Origin of the sequence: Sphingobacterium sp. WOUb80, from assembly GCF_050058145.1 — a bacterium.
Lineage (GTDB): Bacteria > Bacteroidota > Bacteroidia > Sphingobacteriales > Sphingobacteriaceae > Sphingobacterium.
The window spans coordinates 3,844,037-3,866,361 of the sequence record NZ_CP165617.1; the positions used below are offsets into that span (position 1 = coordinate 3,844,037).

At 38.0% G+C, this 22,325-nt stretch carries 18 protein-coding genes and 1 other RNA gene; 13 read left to right on the forward strand and 6 right to left on the reverse strand.

Annotated features, from left to right (window positions below; translation table 11 throughout):
* Window positions 1-123 precede the first annotated feature (123 nt).
* From AB1Z56_RS16125 to AB1Z56_RS16150, 6 genes are all read left to right on the forward strand, one after another.
* A complete protein-coding gene (locus AB1Z56_RS16125) occupies window positions 124-471 on the forward strand; it encodes an ArsC family reductase (protein ID WP_426789644.1) in 348 nt (115 codons plus the stop codon).
* A gap of 167 nt (window positions 472-638) precedes the next feature.
* On the forward strand, window positions 639-2,585 hold the full coding sequence (locus tag AB1Z56_RS16130; RefSeq protein ID WP_426789645.1) for a M1 family metallopeptidase: 1,947 nt from the start codon (window positions 639-641) through the stop codon (window positions 2,583-2,585).
* 121 nt (window positions 2,586-2,706) lie between these two features.
* Window positions 2,707-3,393, forward strand: coding sequence for a hypothetical protein (locus AB1Z56_RS16135; RefSeq protein ID WP_309366018.1), 687 nt, complete (start codon window positions 2,707-2,709; stop codon window positions 3,391-3,393).
* Between the two features lie 115 nt (window positions 3,394-3,508).
* Window positions 3,509-3,922 carry an Rrf2 family transcriptional regulator gene (locus AB1Z56_RS16140; protein ID WP_088162831.1) on the forward strand — a complete coding sequence of 138 codons (414 nt, stop codon included), beginning with the start codon at window positions 3,509-3,511 and terminating at the stop codon, window positions 3,920-3,922.
* Between the two features lie 7 nt (window positions 3,923-3,929).
* Window positions 3,930-4,577: an NAD(P)-dependent oxidoreductase gene (locus tag AB1Z56_RS16145; protein ID WP_309366019.1), complete on the forward strand. Its 648-nt coding sequence runs from the start codon at window positions 3,930-3,932 to the stop codon at window positions 4,575-4,577.
* A 131-nt stretch (window positions 4,578-4,708) separates the two neighbouring features.
* Window positions 4,709-6,184 (forward strand): amino acid permease, encoded by a 1,476-nt coding sequence (locus AB1Z56_RS16150; protein ID WP_309366020.1) that lies wholly within the window; start codon window positions 4,709-4,711, stop codon window positions 6,182-6,184.
* Window positions 6,185-6,258: 74 nt separating this feature from the next.
* Here AB1Z56_RS16150 and AB1Z56_RS16155 read toward each other — a convergent pair whose 3' ends face one another.
* Complete coding sequence (locus AB1Z56_RS16155) at window positions 6,259-6,801, reverse strand: DUF1543 domain-containing protein (RefSeq protein ID WP_426789646.1); 543 nt, start codon at window positions 6,799-6,801, stop codon at window positions 6,259-6,261.
* Between the two features lie 156 nt (window positions 6,802-6,957).
* Here AB1Z56_RS16155 and AB1Z56_RS16160 point away from each other — a divergent pair, with 156 nt between their 5' ends.
* Window positions 6,958-7,827, forward strand: coding sequence for a serine hydrolase (locus AB1Z56_RS16160; protein ID WP_313269786.1), 870 nt, complete (start codon window positions 6,958-6,960; stop codon window positions 7,825-7,827).
* A gap of 97 nt (window positions 7,828-7,924) precedes the next feature.
* Here AB1Z56_RS16160 and AB1Z56_RS16165 read toward each other — a convergent pair whose 3' ends face one another.
* The 4 genes from AB1Z56_RS16165 to AB1Z56_RS16180 form a co-directional block, all read right to left on the reverse strand.
* Window positions 7,925-8,467: a hypothetical protein gene (locus AB1Z56_RS16165; protein ID WP_309366023.1), complete on the reverse strand. Its 543-nt coding sequence runs from the start codon at window positions 8,465-8,467 to the stop codon at window positions 7,925-7,927.
* 86 nt (window positions 8,468-8,553) lie between these two features.
* Complete coding sequence (locus AB1Z56_RS16170; RefSeq protein ID WP_309366024.1) at window positions 8,554-9,441, reverse strand: bifunctional 5,10-methylenetetrahydrofolate dehydrogenase/5,10-methenyltetrahydrofolate cyclohydrolase; 888 nt, start codon at window positions 9,439-9,441, stop codon at window positions 8,554-8,556.
* A gap of 64 nt (window positions 9,442-9,505) precedes the next feature.
* Window positions 9,506-11,296: a translation elongation factor 4 gene (lepA, locus tag AB1Z56_RS16175; RefSeq protein ID WP_309366025.1), complete on the reverse strand. Its 1,791-nt coding sequence runs from the start codon at window positions 11,294-11,296 to the stop codon at window positions 9,506-9,508.
* 147 nt (window positions 11,297-11,443) lie between these two features.
* Window positions 11,444-12,433, reverse strand: a complete 990-nt coding sequence (locus AB1Z56_RS16180; protein ID WP_309366026.1) for a cation diffusion facilitator family transporter — start codon at window positions 12,431-12,433, stop codon at window positions 11,444-11,446.
* A 267-nt stretch (window positions 12,434-12,700) separates the two neighbouring features.
* Here AB1Z56_RS16180 and AB1Z56_RS16185 point away from each other — a divergent pair, with 267 nt between their 5' ends.
* The 6 genes from AB1Z56_RS16185 to AB1Z56_RS16210 all read left to right on the forward strand — a co-directional run bounded on the left by AB1Z56_RS16185 (window position 12,701) and on the right by AB1Z56_RS16210 (window position 21,647).
* Window positions 12,701-13,906: a pyridoxal phosphate-dependent aminotransferase gene (locus AB1Z56_RS16185; protein ID WP_426789647.1), complete on the forward strand. Its 1,206-nt coding sequence runs from the start codon at window positions 12,701-12,703 to the stop codon at window positions 13,904-13,906.
* A 171-nt stretch (window positions 13,907-14,077) separates the two neighbouring features.
* The gene (locus AB1Z56_RS16190) at window positions 14,078-16,108 is read left to right on the forward strand and encodes a M3 family metallopeptidase (RefSeq protein WP_426789648.1); all 2,031 of its coding nucleotides are present in this window, start codon (window positions 14,078-14,080) and stop codon (window positions 16,106-16,108) included.
* A gap of 328 nt (window positions 16,109-16,436) precedes the next feature.
* Window positions 16,437-16,804, forward strand: a transfer-messenger RNA (tmRNA) gene (gene ssrA / locus AB1Z56_RS16195).
* Between the two features lie 1,165 nt (window positions 16,805-17,969).
* On the forward strand, window positions 17,970-18,128 hold the full coding sequence (locus tag AB1Z56_RS16200; RefSeq protein WP_313269974.1) for a hypothetical protein: 159 nt from the start codon (window positions 17,970-17,972) through the stop codon (window positions 18,126-18,128).
* Window positions 18,129-18,151: 23 nt separating this feature from the next.
* Entirely contained in the window at window positions 18,152-18,535 is a 384-nt protein-coding gene (locus tag AB1Z56_RS16205) for a hypothetical protein (RefSeq protein ID WP_426789649.1), read from the forward strand.
* A complete protein-coding gene (locus tag AB1Z56_RS16210) occupies window positions 18,528-21,647 on the forward strand; it encodes a lantibiotic dehydratase (protein ID WP_426789650.1) in 3,120 nt (1,039 codons plus the stop codon). The genes AB1Z56_RS16205 and AB1Z56_RS16210 overlap by 8 nt, the downstream gene beginning before the upstream one ends.
* Here AB1Z56_RS16210 and AB1Z56_RS16215 read toward each other — a convergent pair.
* A complete protein-coding gene (locus AB1Z56_RS16215; protein ID WP_313269966.1) occupies window positions 21,614-22,315 on the reverse strand; it encodes a LytR/AlgR family response regulator transcription factor in 702 nt (233 codons plus the stop codon). The two genes, AB1Z56_RS16210 and AB1Z56_RS16215, sit on opposite strands and share 34 nt — an antisense overlap.
* Between the last annotated feature and the right edge of the window lie 10 nt (window positions 22,316-22,325).

Here is a 22,325-nt window from a genome sequence, read left to right on the forward strand (position 1 = left end):
AACAAGTTCGCCGAAATTAGGAATGGATTACTAACAGGTCAAGTTAAAAATATCCAGAAATACGAATTATTAAAAAAATGTACCGAGATTCATTAAATTTGAGTTCACTAAATTCTCACTATTATGCTACAGGTATACGGGATCAAAAATTGTAACACAGTAAAGAAAGCACTTACATGGTTGGAAAACAATAATATCCCCTTTCAATTTCATGATTTCAAAAAAGAAGGCGTCAGTGAAGATAAGTTAAAGGAATGGGAAAAACATGTCGACTGGCTAGCCTTAGTAAACAAAAAGGGTACAACGTGGAAAAAATTGTCTCCAGAAACACAAGAGCAAGTTGTTGACAGTGATAGCGCCAATAAAGTTCTCCAAGAAAATACCAGTATGATTAAACGTCCTGTTGTTGAATACAACAAAGGTATTTTACTGGGATTTAATGAAGCAGAATACGTAACAAATTTAAGATAGTTGCAAAAAGCTTCGCTAATTGGAGGCTCCAAAAGTCTCCAATTAGCCACAATAGCCCGTAAAATCTCTTTTTTATCAATTATTTTGCGAAACGCCATTTGCGTTTTTTTGGCTCGATGTACTTTTCATTGTATATTGGAGCCGATAAACATAATTTAAATAGATATATGATGAAAAGAATTGCACTGGCTTCGTTAAGCCTTGTGGCGTTGAGCTATGCTTTTCCCACCTTTTCACAGGAGAAAACATCCAATTATAGTTATACAGAAGCCTTTGCACCATTATTCTTTAAAAATAATGGTAATGAATATCGTTCCGCAGCTGGAAAACCTGGACCAGCCTACTGGCAAAATGCTGCCGACTACAAAATTCAGGCTTCCTTGAACGATCAAAATGATCAAATTGCAGGATCTGTTGAGATTACCTATAGCAACAATAGCCCTGACAATATGGACTATCTCTGGTTGCAATTGGATCAAAACATGTTTTCACAACATGGACGTGGTCAATTGATCTCCCCCTTGACCAACAGCCGTTACGGTGATGGCAATTCAACTTTTGATGGTGGATATCAGATACAATCTGTTACGGATGTAAACGGAAATACGATCGAACATATTATTGACGATACCCGTATGCAACTTCGACTTCCTGCGGCATTAAAAAGCAAGGGCGGCAAAATAACTTTTAAGATTAAATACCAATACACCGTTCCTAAATATGGGGCAGACCGTACCGGCATTCTCGACACGAAAAACGGAAAAATCTATGCCATTGCACAGTGGTTCCCAAGACTTTGCGTCTACGACGACATAAGAGGTTGGAATACCCTTCCTTATACGGGACCGGGAGAGTTTTATCGTGAATTTGGAAATTACCAGGTTGAAATCACAGCTCCGGCAAACCATATAGTTGTTCTGGGCGGCGAATTGTTAAATCCGCAGGAAGTATTTACTTCCGAACAACTCAAACGATACCAACAGGCACAAGCTAGCGATGAGACTGTAATCATCCGTTCTGCGGAAGAGGTTAACGCAAAAAACTCCAGACCTAATAAGAAAACCTTAACCTGGAAATATCAGCTTAATAAGGCGCAGGACATTGCCTGGGCATCCTCTACGGCTTTTATACTGGATGGGGCGAAGATCAATCTACCTAGCGGAAAAAAGTCCCTTGCTTTGTCAGCCTATCCTATTGAAAGTAACAGCAACAATGCATGGGAACGTTCAACGGAATATACGAAAGCCGCCATTGAAATCTATTCAAAAAGCTGGTTTGAATACCCCTATCCTGTAGCAGTCAATGTAGCTTCCAATGTCGGTGGAATGGAATACCCTGCGCTATCGTTCTGTGGCAATCAGGCCAAAGCAGGCTCACTTTGGGGGGTTACCAACCACGAGTTTGGTCACAATTGGTTCCCTATGATTGTCGCATCCAACGAACGTGAACATGGCTGGATGGATGAAGGGTTCAATACATTTATTAACGAACTCGCAACAAAGGAATTCAACAATGGCGAATATTACCGTAATCAGGCGAGCAGATCCTACATCTTTACTGCCCGTAATCTTGAACCGATCATGAGTACGCCGCAAAACATGAAAGAACGTAATATTGGTGCTCTGGTCTACTATAAGCCAGCTTACGGACTGAAATTATTGCGAAACGAAATCATCGGTCATGAGCGCTTCGATTACGCCTTTAAAAAGTATATCCAAGAATGGGCTTACAAACACCCTACTCCGGAGGATTTCTTCAAAGCGATTGAAAATGGTGCCGGAGAAAATCTAAACTGGTTCTGGCGCGGGTGGTTTGTCAACAACTGGCAAATGGACCAAGGTATAAAATCGGTGTCTTATGTCAACAACGAGCCAAAATTTGGCGCACTTGTCACCGTGGAAAACCTTGAAAAATTACCGATGCCAGTTATTGTTGAAGCTACAACCGTATCGGGTAAGAAGATTCGAAAAAAACTACCGGTGGAAATCTGGGAAAGAAACGATGTATGGCAATTTAAAATACCGACCACAGAGTCATTGCAATCTGTACAGTTAGATCCAGACATGGTCATGCCGGACAAGAACCCAGACAATAATTCGTGGAAAGCAAATTAGCAAATTTTCAAAATCTATTCGTTATTTTTGGCTAGAGAACGATCATGAACGTATGGCGTAAACAAAATGGCAAATACCCTGTTCATTCATAGATTGAAAATACATAACTATATTTATTCGCATGAAAATCTTACAAACGATTCTAAGCTGCTTACTTATTACGTTAATGAGCGGACATCTTGTTGCACAGGAAAAAACCAAAGGTATTATTATGGAACTTGTCAGCGGTGAGAAAATCGAGGCCGCTCAAATTCAAAATTTAAGAACTAAGGCTGAAGTGCAAACCAATAGAGATGGCTCATTTGCAATTGATGCCAACATCAACGACCTCCTGTTAATCAAGGCTGTCGGATATGAGCAAGACACGGTATTCATTTATGATAACAGTTTACGCAGAATCTACTTGAACAGAATGAATAATGTTATTGAACTGAGTGAAGTTATCGTTGAAAGGATGACAGATAGTAGACTCGCAGCCGAAATCCAGCGCGAGAAGACTGCAGGAAAATATTCAGATGCGAGTCAAAACCGCGGGGGAGTACGGATTTCTCCAAGCCGAATATTTGGCAAAGAAGGAAAACAAGCTCGTTCAAATTATAAATTGCTTGTCGCCGAACTCGAGAAAAGAGCTGTCGATAGAAAATTTACAGACAATCTGATCAAAGAATTAACTCCGCTCAATGGTTCGGAACTAGCCTTGTTTAAGGAGAGATTTAGACCTGCTTATAAATTTATTCAAAACAGTAGCCAGGAAACATTGAAGGTCTACATCATGGATAGTTATAAAAAATTTAACGAGAAAAAATAAAAAACAAATACTTTTATCACGTGATTGTCAGAAGGTTTTAAACTGTAATAATTTTTATTTCAGTTTAAAACCTTTTCTGTTACTTTGTGTTATAATTTAGAAAAATCAGCAGAGGATGTTACACAACTTGAGGTTCGCAACAGCATTACACATTATGGTTCTGGCACAGCTAGAAGAGTCTAATCAATGGCTTTCTTCTGAATATATTGCGTCAAGTATCCAGGTCAATGCAAGTGTGGTTCGCAAAGAAATTGCATCTCTCAAAACAGCATCTTTACTAACGAGTAAAGAAGGTAAGGGCGGTGGTATTCGCATAAATCCCGAGAATCCAACGATTACCTTGGCTGATATTTATATCAGCACCAAGCAAACGGATTTCGGCGGGAAATTTAACAGTCCCAATCCGGCCTGTGTTGTTGGCAAAAATATCAACTCCAAACTCCAGGATCTATATCAGGAAGTCGACACTGATATTGTACAGCGTTTGGAAAAGATAACCCTGGCTGATTTTAGCAAAACATTTAATTAAAGGAAGCATGAAAGTAGCAGTAATTGGATCCACAGGATACGTAGGATCACATCTAGTAAAAGAATTGGTAGACCGTAACTATGACGTAGTCGCCATCGCCCGCCACATCGAAAATATTCCATCGAGTGAAAAAATAACCAAGTTCCAAGTAGATATCAATGATAATAATCAATTGGTTTCTGCTCTAAAAGGTGTTGATGTTGTTGTTTCGGCTTTCAATGCCGGTTGGACCAACCCTAATCTTTATGAAGATTTTACAAAAGGTGCATTGGCAATCCAACAGGCTGTTAAAGATGCCGGTATCAATCGTTTCATTGTTATTGGTGGTGCAGGAAGTTTATTGATTGATGGAAATAGACTGGTCGATTCACCAGATTTTCCAAAAGAGATTAAACCTGGGGCATTAGCTGCAGCAGATTATCTGAATACCATCCAGAAAGAAGATCAACTTACCTGGACAATGTTTAGTCCTGCTATAGAAATGAATTCCCATGCTGGTGGAACACGCACCGGAAAATACCGCACAGGTCTTGATGCCCCGGTATTTGACGAGGAAGGTCGCTCTAGATTATCAGTAGAGGATCTTGCTGTAGCAATAGCAGACGAAATTGAGAACAAACAATTCCTCAATAAACGCTTTACTGCAGCGTATTAATACCCAAACAAGCATTTGATTCAGATTTTATTAAAAAGGGAGGAGCAATCTTCCCTTTTTTCATTGAGATCATTTATATTTGACATTAATTAAACAATTAAAAAGCTAAATAATCGTAAAGAATTAATCCTATGCTATTTAAAAAATCGATTCCTCAACTGATTGCTGAGGCAAATGAAAATGGTGAACACACGCTAAAAAGGACATTGTCCAGCTCAGGCCTTATCGCCTTGGGTGTCGGGGCCATCATTGGAGCAGGACTTTTCTCCCTGACAGGGATTGCCGCTGCTGAAAATGCAGGTCCAGCTGTTATCCTATCTTTCATTATCGCAGCAGTAGGCTGTGGTTTCGCTGGTCTTTGCTATGCCGAATTCGCATCTATGATTCCTGTTGCTGGAAGTGCCTACACCTACTCCTATGCAACAATGGGGGAATTTGTTGCTTGGATCATCGGATGGGATCTTGTTTTAGAATATGCTCTGGCAGGCGCAACAGTAGCGGTTAGCTGGTCCCAATATTTCAATCAGCTTCTTATGATATTCCATATCCATCTTCCGGACACCTTGCTCAAAGGCCCCTGGGAAGGCGGAGTGGTCAATTTACCTGCTATCGTTATTGTATGTTTACTTTCGCTATTATTGATGCGAGGCACACAGGAATCTTCCCGTGTAAACAATATCTTAGTTATCCTTAAAGTTGGTGTCGTATTGATCTTTATCGCCTTGGGATGGAGTTTTATCAATCCAGCAAACCACGATCCTTTTATTCCTGCCAATGCCGGCGAGGAAATGGTCAAAAGTGGACAGCAAAGTTTCTGGGCATTTTTAAAGAGCGATGACTTTGGCCATTTCGGCATCAGTGGTGTATTGCGTGCAGCTGGCGTTGTATTCTTTGCATTCATTGGTTTTGACGCCGTAAGTACTGCTGCTCAAGAAGCTAAAAACCCGAAAAAAGGTATGCCTATCGGTATTATTGGTTCATTAATCATCTGTACGCTTTTATATGTTTTATTCTCGTACGTGATGACCGGTATCGAAAACTATACCATGTTTAAAGGTGATGCAAAACCAGTTGCCACAGCTTTCGCTAAGACAGGTTATCATTTTCTGAATACAGCCTTGATTATTACGATTATTGCAGGATACACTTCAGTTATTCTTGTCATGCTACTTGGTCAGAGCCGTGTATTTTATTCGATGAGTAAAGATGGTTTGCTTCCAAAGATATTTTCAGATCTATCCAAAAGACAAACTCCTTGGAAAACAAATGCTATTTTCATGGTATTCGTCAGTATATTCGCAGGTTTCGTTCCAGTTTCAGACCTTGGCCATATGGTCAGTATTGGTACCCTATTTGCCTTCACCCTTGTATGTGTAGGTATTTTAGTACTACGTAAAACAGACCCCAATTTGGAGCGCCCATTTAAAACACCACTGGTTCCTTTCGTTCCGGTTATGGGTATCTTGGTCTGTATTTTAATGATGGCTTCCTTACCAATTGAAAGCTGGGAACGTTTAGCGGTCTGGCTTGCTATAGGCTTATTGATTTACTTTGTATACGGCAAAAAACATAGTGTCATTAGAAAGCAACATCAGAACCAACAATAGACTGGTTCAACAAAAAAAGGCTTCTTTATTAAGAAGCCTTTTTTATGTTTAAGAAATCCAATAGCACATTATTATTACAGCGCACTCAGTTTAAAATATCCATTCGCAATGGTATCTTCTTCTAAACCCATCTTTGGTGTAATTTGAATACTATACTGCTCTTTATCTTGAGCTAATAGCAAATCTTCGATCTCATAAATATCATCAACATCCAAACCATACTTATCATCGATGTGTGCTGAACTGTGGTGCTTCCAAAAAACAGTACGTTTTGCCTTTTCAGTCGCTTTGGCCAAACTGGATGCAACAATAAGTTCTTTGTAATGGAACTCGTCAAATTCATTCGGTTTGTATCCACCTAAATTGACAAAAAACAACTTCAATTCCGAATCAATCGCCTGTCCATCCCCCCTTTCAGTAACCTTGATTTCATATTCCCCAATCTTATGGACAATACGGTACGCATCAATGTGAATTTTACCATCAGCCTCGGGCCAAAAATCTTTAATGGGATCGACAAAATCCTTGAGCTCATTACCAATACCAAAGAAATTGTCATGCTGTTCTGTCCGTCTATTTTTCGGTTTGCAACCGATCAAAATCATAAATAATTTCATAGTCAAAAATCAGTCTTTCAATGTCCATGCTAGAATATCCAGTTTATTTTTCATCGATGTCTGTGCGTACGAATCACGGATATTTCATAACTTAAGCCCTATAAACAATAAAAATAACTAATATCCAGCACATTTAACATATATAATATCTTCACAATGCATAAAATATTCCTATCATTTACGTTACTATTCTTGTCATTACTATCCTTTGGACAAAAAACCGCTACTGATAAAAAACTCGAATCACAGATAAAACAGCTCATTCAGGGTTTTCAAGGTGATGTTGGTATTTATGTCCATCATCTCAAAAAAAACAAAGAAGTCAACATCCAGGGCGACAGCATTTTTCCGACGGCAAGCATTGTCAAAATCCCCATTTTAGTCGGCATCTTTGATAAAATTGAAAAAGGTGAACTACAACTTGATCAGCAACTGCTCTATCGTGCTAGTCAACGCTATGGCGGCTCAGGGCTGATGCAGTTTTTTAAGGACAGTACACAAGTTGACTTGAAAACCTTGGTTGCACTTATGCTATCTTATAGTGATAATGTAACCAGCATTTGGAATCAAAAGCTTGCTGGTGGAGGTGTCGCGATCAATCAATTAATGAGTGACCTTCAACTGACACAGACACGTGTCAACTCACAGACAGAGGGCCGGAAGCTGGATTGGGAAAAATACGGTTGGGGCCAGACTACACCAAAAGAAATGGCCGACTTGGTCACACTAATCCGACAAGGCAAAGTTGTGTCGCCAAAATCTTCCGATCAGATGTATCGTTTTATGGGCAACATGTTCTATGATGAGAGAGGGCTATCGCAAATCCCATCCACTGTCAAAACAGCTTCAAAAACAGGTTCTTTGGATGATGTCCGCAATGAGGTCATTTTGGTCAATGCACCAAAAGGAGATTACGTTTTCAGTATTTTTACGAAGAACAATACGGACAAAAGCTGGGGTAAAACGAATGAAGCGGAGGTACTTACACGCAAGCTGTCGAAATTATTATGGGATTATTACCAATAAGCTCATTTAAGTTGATACGATAAGTTTGTTGCATAAAAAAGAAAGGGGCCACTTTATTGCGGTGCCCCCTTTCCTGTATTAAAATGAAATACGTTAACTAGTTCTTCAACGCTTCACCTACATTTTTTGCTTTCCGGCTAATATCGTCACCTACTTTTTTGGAAGCATCTTTTACATCTTTAGCGGCCTCTTTCGTTCCAGTCGCAACATCATTTGCAACTTTCTTCGTACCGTCAGCGACATCTTTTGCAGCATCCTTTGTTTTATCAACAGCCGTGTTCGTTGCATCCACTGTCGCATCTTTTGCATCTTTCAATCCCTCTTTTACATCCTCACCGGCATTACGTAGCGCATCCTTGGTTTTTTCCCAGGCAGTATTAGCTTCTTCAGAAGCAGCGCGCGCTTTTTCTTCAGCTGCTTTATCACCTTTTGCGATAGCTTCATCCAAATCCTTTTTCGCCTGTTCTGCTTTCAAACGCGCATTTTCTTCCGCATTTTTTAAATCTGCGATCGCGGCATCTACATGCTCACCGACTGTTTGTGCCGAATCTGTCGCTGTAGTGTCTTTTTTCTCCGAATTGTTGCAAGAAGACATGACCAATGCTCCTGCTACGACTGCTAAAAGTGCAATTTTTTTCATTATAAATTGATTTATGAGTGTAGTTTTCAACGGCCCATTAGAGCTCGCATACATCAATTTACAACTTCTATGCCAAATAGACAAAATTATTGCTTCGGATAGATTGTCCCTTTCGCAGCTTCCAACGTATTTTTCAATAAACCGACGATGGTCATTAAGCCAACTCCTCCTGGTACTGGTGTTATCCAAGACGCTTTAGGAGCAACATTTTCAAAATCAACATCTCCATATAGTTTAAAACCAGATTTCGTTGCTGTAGACGTTTCTCTATTGATACCCACATCGATCACGACAGCACCATCTTTGACCATGTCTGCTGTAACAAAATTTTTCTTGCCGATTGCCGCAACTACAATGTCACCGCGCAAGACCTCTGTCTTGAGGTCTTTCGTACGACTATGTGTTAATGTCACCGTACAATTACCTGGATTGGAATTACGGGCAAGTAAGATACTCATTGGTGATCCCACGATATTGCTTCTTCCAACCACTACCGCGTGCTTGCCTGCAGTATCGATCTTATAATAATCCAACATCAACATAATACCATATGGCGTAGCTGGAATAAAACAAGGAAGATTACGTTGCATACGTCCGAGATTGATCGGGTGGAAACCATCCACATCTTTGCGGTAATCAATTGCTTCGGTAACTTTATCCGGATCAATATGTTTTGGTAAAGGCAACTGAACAATCAAACCATCGATAGACTCATCCTGATTGATTTCCTTGACCTTTGCGATCAATTCTTCCTCCGTAATGTTTTCATCATAACGAATGTTTGTTGATTCAAAACCGACCAGCTGACAGTTACGCATTTTGCTAGCCACATAAGTTTCACTACCACCATCATTCCCTACAAGGATAGCAACCAAATGAGGTTTACGGCCAGTCTGTGTAGTAAATTCAGCTGCATCTAACGCAATTTGCTCTTTAATTTTTTCGGAAACTAGTTTACCATCTAATAGATTCATGTTTAGGAGATTTTATTGTATTTAAAAGGAGCCCAAGAGCTCCTTTATTATTGTGTTATTTTGATTAATCTAATTTCAATACCGCCATAAATGCAGATTGCGGAATCTCTACGTTCCCAACCTGACGCATGCGTTTCTTACCTTTCTTTTGTTTTTCCAAAAGCTTACGCTTCCGTGAGATATCACCACCATAACATTTTGCCGTAACGTCTTTACGTAAAGCTGAGATCGTCTCCCGGGCAATGATCTTTGCACCGATTGATGCTTGGATACGTATTTCAAATTGTTGGCGTGGTAACAATTCTTTTAGTTTTTCACAGATCTTTTTACCAAAATCATAGGCGTTACTTCGGTGTATCAACGACGACAAGGCATCTACAGGTTCATCGTTCAATCGAATATCCAATTTTACCAAATCTGACTTGCGATAACCAATCTGGTGGTAATCAAATGAAGCATAACCTTTCGAGATTGTTTTCAACTTATCATAAAAGTCAAATACAATTTCTCCCATTGGCATTTCAAAAACCAATTCAACACGATCTGAAGTCAAATAATGCTGATTCATGATTGTACCACGTTTCTGGATACAAAGTGACATAATTGGTCCTACGAAATCCGATTTCGTAATAATATTAGCTTTGATATAGGGCTCTTCGATTGAATCCAATTTACTTGGATCAGGTAGATCAGATGGGTTATGCACGATCACCTCCTCTTTATCCTTGGTCATATAGGCCTTGTAGGATACGTTGGGAACCGTCGTGATTACCGTCATGTCAAATTCGCGTTCCAGGCGTTCCTGAATAATCTCCATGTGAAGCATACCCAAGAAACCACAACGGAAGCCGAAACCCAAGGCTGCTGACGACTCTGGTTCAAACACCAAAGAAGCATCGTTCAGCTGCAAACGGTGCATCGATTCACGCAACTCCTCGTAATCTTCCGTATCTACAGGATAAATACCCGCAAAGACCATCGGTTTCACCTCTTCAAACCCTTGGATAGCCTCAGAACAAGGACGATCCTTATGCGTAATGGTATCCCCTACTTTCACTTCACGTGCCTCTTTGATACCCGAGATAATATAACCTACATCACCGGTCTTAATGACTTCTTTGGGTACTTGATTCAATTTCAGTGTACCAATTTCATCGGCAAAATATTCTTTCCCAGTAGCAACAAATTTCACGCGGTCACCTTTACGGATTTCACCGTTTTCAACTTTAAAATAAGCCATGATACCACGGAAAGAATTGAAAACAGAGTCAAAAATCAAGGCTTGCAAAGGTCCATCAGGATCACCCACTGGATGTGGAATACGTTTCACAATAGCTTCCAAAATATCCGGAACACCAAGACCCGTTTTTCCGGACGCAGGAATAATCGCATCACGGTCACCACCGATCAAATCCACAATCTGATCTTTTACTTCTTCAGGCATAGCACCGGGAAGGTCCATTTTATTGAGGATCGGAATGATTTCCAGATCATGTTCCAACGCCAGATATAAATTTGAAATAGTTTGTGCTTGAATACCTTGAGATGCATCTACTATTAGTAAAGCGCCTTCACAGGCAGCAATTGAACGCGAAACCTCATAGGAAAAATCCACGTGTCCTGGGGTATCGATCAGGTTCAAGATATACTCCTGACCATCTTTTTTATAATTCATTTGGATGGCGTGACTCTTGATTGTAATACCACGTTCACGTTCCAAATCCATATTATCAAGTAATTGTGCCTGTGCTTCACGCTGACTAATGGTATTGGTATACTCTAAAAGGCGGTCTGCCAAAGTACTTTTGCCATGGTCAATATGCGCAATAATACAGAAATTACGAATGTGCTTCATATAGGATTTTTAAACTCTTTTGCTAAAAGGCAAAGATACCTTTTTTTATATATATTTATATAAACTAGCTTTTTTTTAGTTTACTATACGCGAAGAAATCAGGCTAGACGCTATTCCTATTTAAGTAGGAGAAAGATGCCGCATTCGCTATTCGGCAATAGCATATAAAAAATGTTTTTGATTCCGCGTAACATTTTCCGTATCCCAAGAAATCCGTTCTCGGAATTGCTCCGAACGAATCGGGCAATTGCCGACCTGACAATATTGACAGCACTGCGGGAGGCAGGGATCCGCATGAACAAAAAATTCAGTCCGCACCGACATCTCTTTATTGACAATTTTATCGACAGCAGAGATTTCATCGTGCACCTCGATCAGGTCAAGGTAACGGGGAAGTGTGAGATGGCAATCTACATGGAGTTCGTTCCCATAACGCTGTACACGAAGATTATGAACATCAATCCATTTATCTTTTCGATTACGTTCCAAGATTTCAACGACATCTTGCACAAGGGCAATATCCGATTCATCCATCAATCCACCGATGGATTGACGAAGTAGCTTATAACCATTGAAGAGTATAAAAAGCCCCAGTACAATTGAGATGACCACATCGATCCATTGGAAACCTGTCAGTCTCATCAACAATAAACCCAGTATCAATCCGACCGTACTATAGGCATCTACCTGCAGGTGTTTTCCATCCGCCACTAAGGTAATGGAGCCCAATGCACGCCCGCGCTTCATGATATAGAATCCTACGGCAAAATTGATCACAGATGTAACACCAATCAGATAAATCCCTTGTTCAAGATGTGTTAACGCCGCAGGAAAGAAAAGATTGTAACAAGCCTTGGCTAAGATAATGCCACCAGCAATAAAAATAAGTCCACCTTCCAGAAATACCGAAAAGAATTCCACTTTACCGTGGCCGTAGGGATGATTCTCGTCCTTGGGTTGCGCCGAAAGATAAATACTATAAAATGCAAAACCCGAAGCAATCACATTAACAATACTCTCTGCCGCATCTGTAAAGATTGCACTGGAATCCGTTAGAAAGTAGGCAAAAAACTTCACAATCATCAAACCTATTCCCGTAAAAAGCGATAATAAAACCAATCTTCTTTGTCTTGACATGATGCTTATCTTCTATATGAAACCTTCTATGAGCAAATGATGAAATGAGGTCCAGCCAACATTTTTGTGAGCGCAAAGGTAAAGATATAACGACAAATCAGAACGATTAGTTTTGAACATCCAACGCCGGGGATCAATTAAATAACTGTGCTAAATCGCTTCAACAGCCATTTTATTAAAAAAGCCCAATAAAAGAGCTACTTTTCTTTGTAAATTCTCAAAAATAAAGAAGATTATTTGCAACGTATGTAATATCTTTGTCTTACCATGAGCACATCATCATACTTATCAGACAGGATAAATAATTTGTCCGAATCGGCTACACTTAAAATGACCAAGTTGGGCCGCGAATTAGCAGCAAAAGGCGTTAATGTAATTAGCCTTAGCGTAGGTGAACCTGATTTCAACACCCCTGAGCATGTAAAAGATGCAGCGAAGAAAGCCCTAGATGAAAACTGGACGCGTTACTCGCCGGTACCGGGATACCCTGAATTGCGCCAGGCAATTGTAAACAAGTTGAAAACAGAAAACAATTTAGATTATGATATCTCTCAAATTGTTGTTTCTACAGGTGCAAAACAATCCCTGTCTAATGTAATTTTGACTTTGATCAACCCAGGTGATGAGGTAATTATCCCAACACCATATTGGGTATCATACTCCGAAATGGTCGTTTTAGCAGAAGGAAAATCGGTATTTATCAATACAGAGATCGACAATAACTTTAAGATTACACCAGCACAATTGAAAGCGGCAATTACACCAAAAACCAAATTGTTCATGTTCTCTTCGCCAAACAACCCTACTGGAACAGTTTACAGCAAAGATGAATTGGCTGCATTAGCTAAAGTTTTCGAAAAACATCCACAGGTATTTATCCTATCCGATGAAATCTACGAACATATCAACTTTGTAGACAAACACGAATCCATCGCACAATTTGAAAGTATCAAAGATAGAGTAATCATCATCAATGGCTTTTCAAAGGCATTTGCAATGACTGGATGGCGTTTAGGTTATATCGCTGCCAACAAAACCATTGCTGCTGCAAATGATAAATTACAAGGACAGACAACCTCAGGTACCTGTTCAATTTCTCAACGTGCGGGTATCGTCGCTTATGAACAAGGATTAGAATCTGTCAACAAAATGAAAGAAGCTTTCGCTCGTCGTCGCCAATTGGTATACGATCTATTGACTGAAATCCCAGGCGTAAGAACAAATCTTCCAGAGGGTGCATTCTATTTCTTCCCTGAAATCTCTTCGTTCTTTGGTAAAAAAGACCAAGATGGTAATGTTATTAAAAACTCATCTGATTTGGCACTGTACTTATTGAATGTTGGTCACGTAGCCACTGTAGGTGGAGATTCATTCGGTAACGACAACTACATCCGCTTGTCCTATGCAGCTTCAGACGAAAGTTTGATCGAAGCTTTAAAAAGAATCAAAGAAGCATTAGGAAAACTAGCCTAATCTCTTATCCAAATATAAAAAAGAGCTCCTCTGAGCTCTTTTTTTATGCAGTTCCAATTTTCCCATACATTTTCGACATAGCCTAAACTCTTATTCGGTCAAATATCATCTCAGCTCCAAAATTTAAGCAGATGCTATCGCTTGAAATAAATATTTATTACATTTACTTCTATGAGTATTTTAACAGAAAAATTTAAAACGCAGCATGACACAGCTCCGTTTTCACAGATAAAAAACGAAGATTATATTCCCGCATTTGATGAGGCTATTCAGAAGACAAAAGATGAAGTCGATGCGATCGTCAACAATCCCGAAACGGCAACTTTCGACAATACTATTGCTGCTATGTCCTACTCGGGGCAGACATTAGATCGTTTGTCCAATATCTTTTTTAATCTCCATTCCGCCGAAACCAACGCCGATCTTGAAAAGATCGCACAGGATGTCGCCCCAAAACTATCTGCTTTAGGCAATGATATCACCTTAAATTTCGATCTTTTCAAACGGGTTAAGGCTGTATACGATCAGAAGGATCAACTGACATTGACGGCAGAGCAAACCACCTTATTGGAAAAATCCTATAAGGATTTTGTACGTAACGGTGCACTTTTAAATGATGAACAAAAAGAAAAGCTCCGCGAAATAGATACCGAGCTATCGCTTTTAAAATTGAAATTCGGAGAGAATGTCCTGGCCGAAACCAATGCTTACCAGCTGTTGCTAACAGACGAAAAAGATCTTGCTGGACTTCCAGAGGGTGCCATAGAGGCTGCACATGCTTTGGCTAAAGCCAACGAAAAAGAAGGCTGGCTTTTTACCCTGGATTTTCCAAGCTATCTTCCTTTTGTCACTTATGCCGACAATCGGGAACTTCGCAAAGAAATTACCCTCGCCGCAGGCCGCAAAGCATTTCAGGACAATGAGTACAATAACGTGGACAATGTCCTGAAAATTGTAAAACTTCGCTTCGAACGGGCCAAATTATTAGGCTACGCAACCCATGCGGACTTTGTCCTTGCCGAACGTATGGCACAAAACCCAAGCAAAGTCACTGAATTCTTAAATGATTTACTCGGAAAAGCGAAACCAGCGGCAGTGCAGGAATTTGCAGAATTATCCCAATTTGCAAAAAACTTGGATGGCATAGACCAATTGGAAAAATGGGATGGTGCCTATTATGCCGAAAAGCTGAAACAAGAACGCTTTAATCTGGACGATGAAAAGCTCAAACCTTATTTCAAACTCGAAAATGTCTTACAAGGCGCATTTGAAGTAGCCCATCGCTTATTTGGCATCAACTTCAAAGAAGTCGATACAATAGATACTTACCACGAAGAAGTTCAAACATTTGAAGTCAGTAAAGACAACGGTGAATTAGTCGCTATCTTCTATGCCGATTTCTTCCCGCGTAAAGGAAAGCGAAATGGAGCTTGGATGACATCGTTCAAACCACAATACATTCAAAATGGCACGCAAGAGCGTCCGCATGTCTCTATTGTCTGCAATTTTACGCGTCCTACAGCATCAAAACCTTCGCTGTTGACCTTCCAGGAAGTAACCACATTATTTCACGAATTTGGACATGCCTTACATGGTATGCTAGCTGACAGCACTTATCCTACACTATCTGGAACATCTGTGTATTGGGATTTTGTCGAGTTACCGAGTCAGGTGATGGAAAACTGGTGCTACGAAAAAGAGGCCCTTGAGCTATTTGCCAAACACTATGAAACTGGTGAAGTGATCCCGATGGAACTTGTCGAAAAGATCCGCGAAAGCGCTTCATTTCTTGAGGGAATGGCGACAATGCGCCAATTAAGCTTCGGTCTATTGGATATGGGCTGGCATGGACAGGATCCAACAGCGATCTCGGATCTGAAAGCATTCGAAGATGAACAGTTTTCCTCGACAAAACTCTATCCCGATGTCGAGGAAAATGCCATGAGTACTGCCTTCTCCCATATTTTCAATGGCGGTTATTCTTCGGGCTATTACAGCTATAAATGGGCCGAAGTACTGGATGCCGATGCATTTGACTACTTTAAACAAAATGGTATTTTCAATAAGGAAATCGCGACCAAATTCAAAGATAATGTTCTTTCAAAAGGTGGCACCGAACATCCAATGGTTCTATACAAACGCTTCCGCGGACAGGAACCTTCGGTTGAACCTTTATTGAAAAGAGCTGGATTGATCAAATAATTGGATTGATCAAATCATAAAAAAAGCTGGATATTACATCCAGCTTTTTTATTAGAAACATAGTTCCATCAGGAACTTCCTTGCCTATCAAAGCCCCTGTAAAAATACACGAGCACTCAGCTAATCAAATGACTTTTTATTTAGCACTGTATTATTACAAGCAACGCCAGGATTTAGCCAATTCTGCAGATTTTATACTGGCCATACCTGATCTTAAACAATATTATAAAAGCATCAATTGTTTTCCATTCAGAATCAAAGTATTAAACAAGAACCGCGCATATCTTGCCGATTAAGCAAAAAAATAGTATCTTTGTAAGACATAATTGGGGTTGACCGGAATTGACAGGATGGAGACGGTTATGTAAGCATGTAGTGCGTTGTTAGTAGAGCACTTTAATCTAAACTTTCAGAATTATAACTGGCGAAGAAAACTACGCCTTAGCTGCTTAAGTTAGACTTAACATAGCTATTTGTCCCGTTAGATCCTGTTCTTTGGTTTAACATTCGGGGCATCGAACAATAGAACTGGCAAGTGTGATGTTGCTAAGCACTTGTGAGAAACAGCAACTACGGCGTACGGTATAGGTAAGCGACTCACCTTCCCTCGCTCGACAATTAAAGAGAAGCTAAACATGTAGAAAGCGTATACAGTACCATGACTGGACGAGAGTTCGAATCTCTCCAGCTCCACTTGACGGGATAATTTTTCAATTATCCCGCTTTTTATATAATCCAAACAGCATTTTCAATTCATTACAAATACAAGATTCCATAGCATACGGAGTTCGATGGATACCATTTTCATAGTATAAAGAGTTGTCGAACACCATTTTAATGAGTTCCTGCTTTCCTAGCAAATCTCAGTTTGACAATTTCAACATTCTTCTTAAATAGGCCTTTCCTATAAATAAGGTCTATTTTGATAGTGGCAGTTCTCGTAGTAACTTTTCATTTAGTTTCCCACAATTATCTAATAGAGATTCTATGATTGACAATATTTACAGAAACAATTTGCGAATTCCATGCTACTTCTCAACCATAATTTTAAAGAGTAAATCTTATCACTGGTCAATATGAATTATGATAATGCTGTTTTTGCCTTTTTAGTAGAAGTCCCCATAATTTCAGTAAAACTAGAAAGGAAATAGATCATGTTAGATTTAAAAGAATTCAAAAATTTAGTTTAATTTATCACACCATTTTTACAATCTAAATATTCTAGAGGACAAAATACTTCTTCAATTTTAAATAACCATTTACTTGTGGACCAAAATCGGAATATATAATTTCTTTAGGAAATTGCATAGGTCTAGAATTTTTTAGTCCGATATAATTAAGTATTCGAATAAAGGTAAACTTTATAAAGGTCGGATATTAAACGCTAATATGTAATCCGATCACCTATCCTTTAAATTCTACGTTTCAGAAGTCTACTTCTTGCCTCATAAATACAGAAGTACAAAACACCTATTTTAGTAGAAACCTACAAGTCTAATCCTGAAATTTTCACAATATCTTTTTCTCATTCCCAAATGGCGTCTATCAATATCTGTATTTGATTTTTTATTTCAATGAAGTCAAAATTGGAACACCAACCAGCTTCTCCTCATTACCTCTAAATATATCATAAATAGGGTATTGAAACAACTTTTTTCGACCAACTACCTTATGACCTACACCAATAGATTAATTTTCCCGACCATTAAACAACAAAAAAATAGACTGTTTTTTATTCCAAAATTAAATATAGAGCAAAAAAAACGGTTTGTATAGTTCGAAAATCCGTTTGTCGAAATTATTTTTTTATCAAAATCAATTGAACGAGTTTCGTAAAATAAATCAGTAAAGCGAAACGATCATGGAAAAATTAACCAAAGAACAAATTGAGCAATTTCTTAAGATAGAAAAAGAAACTATTGCAAGTGCAAACCAAAACAACGGGTCTAATAAGGGGATATTTGATGAGACTGACCCCACAGTTAGCTCAGCTACACAAACTAGCACCATGATATTCTAAGGAATAAATCTGAATGTATTAAGATGGGGAATAATTTTACATGCTTACTTGTTGAAGACGATGTCTTAGGCATTGAAATGTTAGAAGATTATATCAATAGAAGAAATGATCTAACACTTTTAGCTACTGGTACTCAATTATCAGAAGTAGAAGAATTACTGCACAAATATTCTCCATCTATAATTTTTCTCGACCTTATTATTCCTTATGGAGAGAAGAATAACTTTAGCTATGACAAAATCCCAAATGATATAATAATAATAATAATATCAGCGATTCCATTGAGTTACTATAAGAGAGCCATTCCAATCGGAGAAAAATTTGAGCTTTTGAAGCCGATATCATTTGAGAATTTCAGCAAATGCGTAGATCATGTAATCGAAAAATTGAGCCTTGTTAATGAATAAAAAAATTAAGGTTCCCGACTTTTTCATTATTCGAAGTCCAAGATTACCTTACTTCTATTTCAAGCAAATGAACGCTTTTCCGACAGAAGAGAAATTTTGGGAATTTGCTCTAAAACTACTATCAGAATCTCAGGTTCTTGATTCAATTTTTATAGCCAGTGAAGAATTCCATTCACAGCTTAAAGCTGCTATGAGTTCTCCTTTTAATCAAAAAACTAGAGACCTTCTCCCCACCCTGTATAAGTACATTGGTAGAATGACAATTAGGCCAACACCATTTGGTCTATTTTCTGCGATAAGCTTGGCAGCAGTATCCAATGCTAATACGAAACTAATTCTTTCAGATAAATTTGTCTCAAAATTCAGACCTGATCTAAGTGTCTTGGATCTTATAAACAAAACGCTTATAAAAGACATAGCTTCTTTAGGAAGTTTATGCTTATATCCCAATACTACGATATCAACAAAAAAAGACTATCTAACTTATATCGACTTCGATGACAAAACTGAATCACGGAGCTTTACTTGGTCAAGAATTAAATACAATCCGTTAATAAATATTGTTTTGGACATCTGTAAAGAGGGCATGAGCCATCTAAATATTATTGAAAAGCTTGTTGACTTAGGAATACCAAAAGAGAAGTCTATTCAATTTGTTGAGGAATTAGTTGGATTGAAAATCCTCATTCTGGAAACAGAGCCAATAACAACAGCGAATTCTCCACTCAACACACTCTTAAAAATTGAAAGTATTTCCTTTGATACACATTTAGCCAAACCGATTTCACAATTAACGAATCATATCAGACAGATTCAACAAAAAAACACCTCTTTATCTATCCAAGAAATTATTAATTATGAGCATTTGCTACAAAATAAACCTAAAAATTTATTGCAAGCTGATTTAATACGAAAAATAGCCAGTGGAACCATAGATGTCAAATTTATTCATACAATAACTAAAGAATTATTTGAATTGCAAGACTTATTCAAGTTAGATTCGATATCAGATTTAGATATTTTCATAAATAAGTTCAGTACCAAATATGGAGAACAGGAAATACCATTATTAGATGCACTCGATGAAGATTTTGGCATTGGATATGGCAGTAAAAATGAAATTAATGATGAGAATTGTCCGTTGCTCGACGGTCTAGTTGAAAATTATGATGAGGTTCCTCAAGACAAAGATAGATTGATCCAAAATTATTTTGAAAAACAATATATAAAAAATAATAGTCAGAAAAATGTTTTCCAAATCAAAGAAAAGAACCTAAAAGAATATAGAATAGATAAAACAACGGATAAACCTTTACCATTAGGGTTCTATTTACTCGGAAATCTGCTTTCTATCAAGGATGGTTGCGGCACTGATGATCTTAAATTTAATCTTTTAACAGCAGGGGGAATTTCAAGTTTACCTTTGTTGACAAGATTCAGTCACTTAGATACCGATCTAACAAATAAACTAAAAAAATGTGCTGAAGCAGAAGAAGAACTTGCGGGCGAGGCTATTATCGCTGAAATAGTATTTTTCCCGGAAGGGAAAGCAGGTAATATTCTAACGAGACCAAGCTTATTTAAGTATGAAATTCCAATTATTGGACAAGCTGCCGTGGATCAGGACCATACCATTTTATTAAATGATCTATTGTTGAGGATTGTGAATGGAAGAATTGAACTAAGATCCAAAAGGCTAAATAAAGTCATCCTTCCCAGATTAAGCAGTGCCCACAACTTTCACTATAGTATGACAATATATAGATTTCTATGTGACCTCCAAAGGCAAGACAACCCTATCTATTTCGTTTGGGACTGGGGAAAAAAATACAACAGAACTTTTCTTCCTAGAGTAGAATATAAACATTTAATTCTTTCCCGTGCTCAGTGGAGGATAGATAGAGATATTTTTGATGCCATCAATACTTACGACGACAGACAAAAAGCCAATTTTTTGATCACTTCCTACGGATTACCAGAAAAAGTTTTGCTAGTACATGGAGACAATGAATTAATGATCGACTTACGAAATGATATTGGCATAAAAATATTGTTAAAGGAATTAAAAAAGAGGGATCTCATGTTGTATGAGAATATTTACGACTCATTTGAGAGTCCTATCATCGATTCGAAAGGAAATATGGTAACTAACGAAGTAATATTTCCTTTGCTTGGCGATTCTTTAGCTATTAAGACGAAACTATATTATACTGCTTCTAAACACATAGTTAGAAAGTTTATACCCGGTAGTGAATGGCTTTATCTTAAAATATATTGTGGCGAAAAAGAAGGTGACAATATTCTGATTGACCAGATAAAGGCATTTATTTCAACTTTTACAAAGGAAAAATTAATTCAAAAATGGTTTTTTGTTAGATATTACGATCCTGAACCTCATATTCGCATTCGCTTTAAATTAAACAAAGATATAGCGAAATCATACTTAAAGATCACAACATCTGTCCAGAATGTCTTAGGCAAACTGGTTATGGAAGGCAGAATATCACGTATAATCTTCGACACATACGAAAGGGAACTAGAGCGTTATGGGCCCAATAATATCGAGAATTGCGAAAGAATTTTCGAACTAGAGAGTAATATTCTCTTGAATTTTCTTCCAATTGTGAAACAATATGGAGAACATATTCGATGGAAATTTGCAATGGCTTCTACCAACAATTTGCTTTCTGCATTTGGTTTTGAAAGCCAAGAAAAGCTAAATTTTCTTAAAACTCTAAATGAGGGTTTTTATAATGAATTCAATAGGTACCATAAACTCAAATTTACACTCGACCAAAATTATCGGAGGAATTATAAAGAGATAAGCCACTTTTTTAACAACACTATTTACCAAGACGGAAGAATCAAAGCCATCTTGGAGCAACACTTTTTAAAACTTAAATCACTCCATATCCAATGTCTAACAAGTAGCGATTATTTGCTTAGACCAAGGGAAATTGTTGCTTCATTAGTGCACATGTTGCTTAATAGAATATTCTACACTCAACAAAGACAACAAGAAATGGTTATATACCACTTCCTGTGCAAGTTTCTTATTTCTGAAATAAAGAAATCTGATCAGTCGCTACCTGAAACTCCTAATCTTCTATAAAGGTCGTTTCTGTATTGTTTTCCAATTGGTATATCCTGAATGCTTCCTTTCATAACGATAACATTGCCTTCTACTCTTTTTGCAAAATCTAGGTTAACAATATAGGATTTGTGGACTCTAACAAACTGTTTTGCATTAATGAGTGAAGATTCCATATCTATAAGCTTCTTGTAAACATTGTAATTTTTCTCAAGAGTTTCTACCCAGACATAATCTTTGTCTCCCTTTATAGAAAAAACCTCATTGTAAGGAGTAATGATTAAGTGGGATCTATCTTTAATTATTAAATAATCCTTAACTGAAGAGTTGCTATAATTAAGAACAGCCTGTGCCTTATTTACGGTTTTAACCAAACGTTCAACATCAAATGGTTTAAGAATATAATCCAACACATTTAATTCATATCCTGCAATGGCATAATCGGGATTTCCGGTCACAAAAACGAATAAAGGGGGCTTCGACAAACTTTTTAAGAGACTAATACCATTCATATCTGGCATATGGATATCACAGAAAACCAAATCAACGTCTTTAGTTTTTATAAATTTCATTGCATCAAAGGCATTGTCAAAAACAGCAATTGGTTCAATATTCGGTATTTTTATCAATTGCGAAACTAGTAAATCTTGCGCCAACGGCTCATCGTCAATTACAATACATTTTATCATAAAACAAATT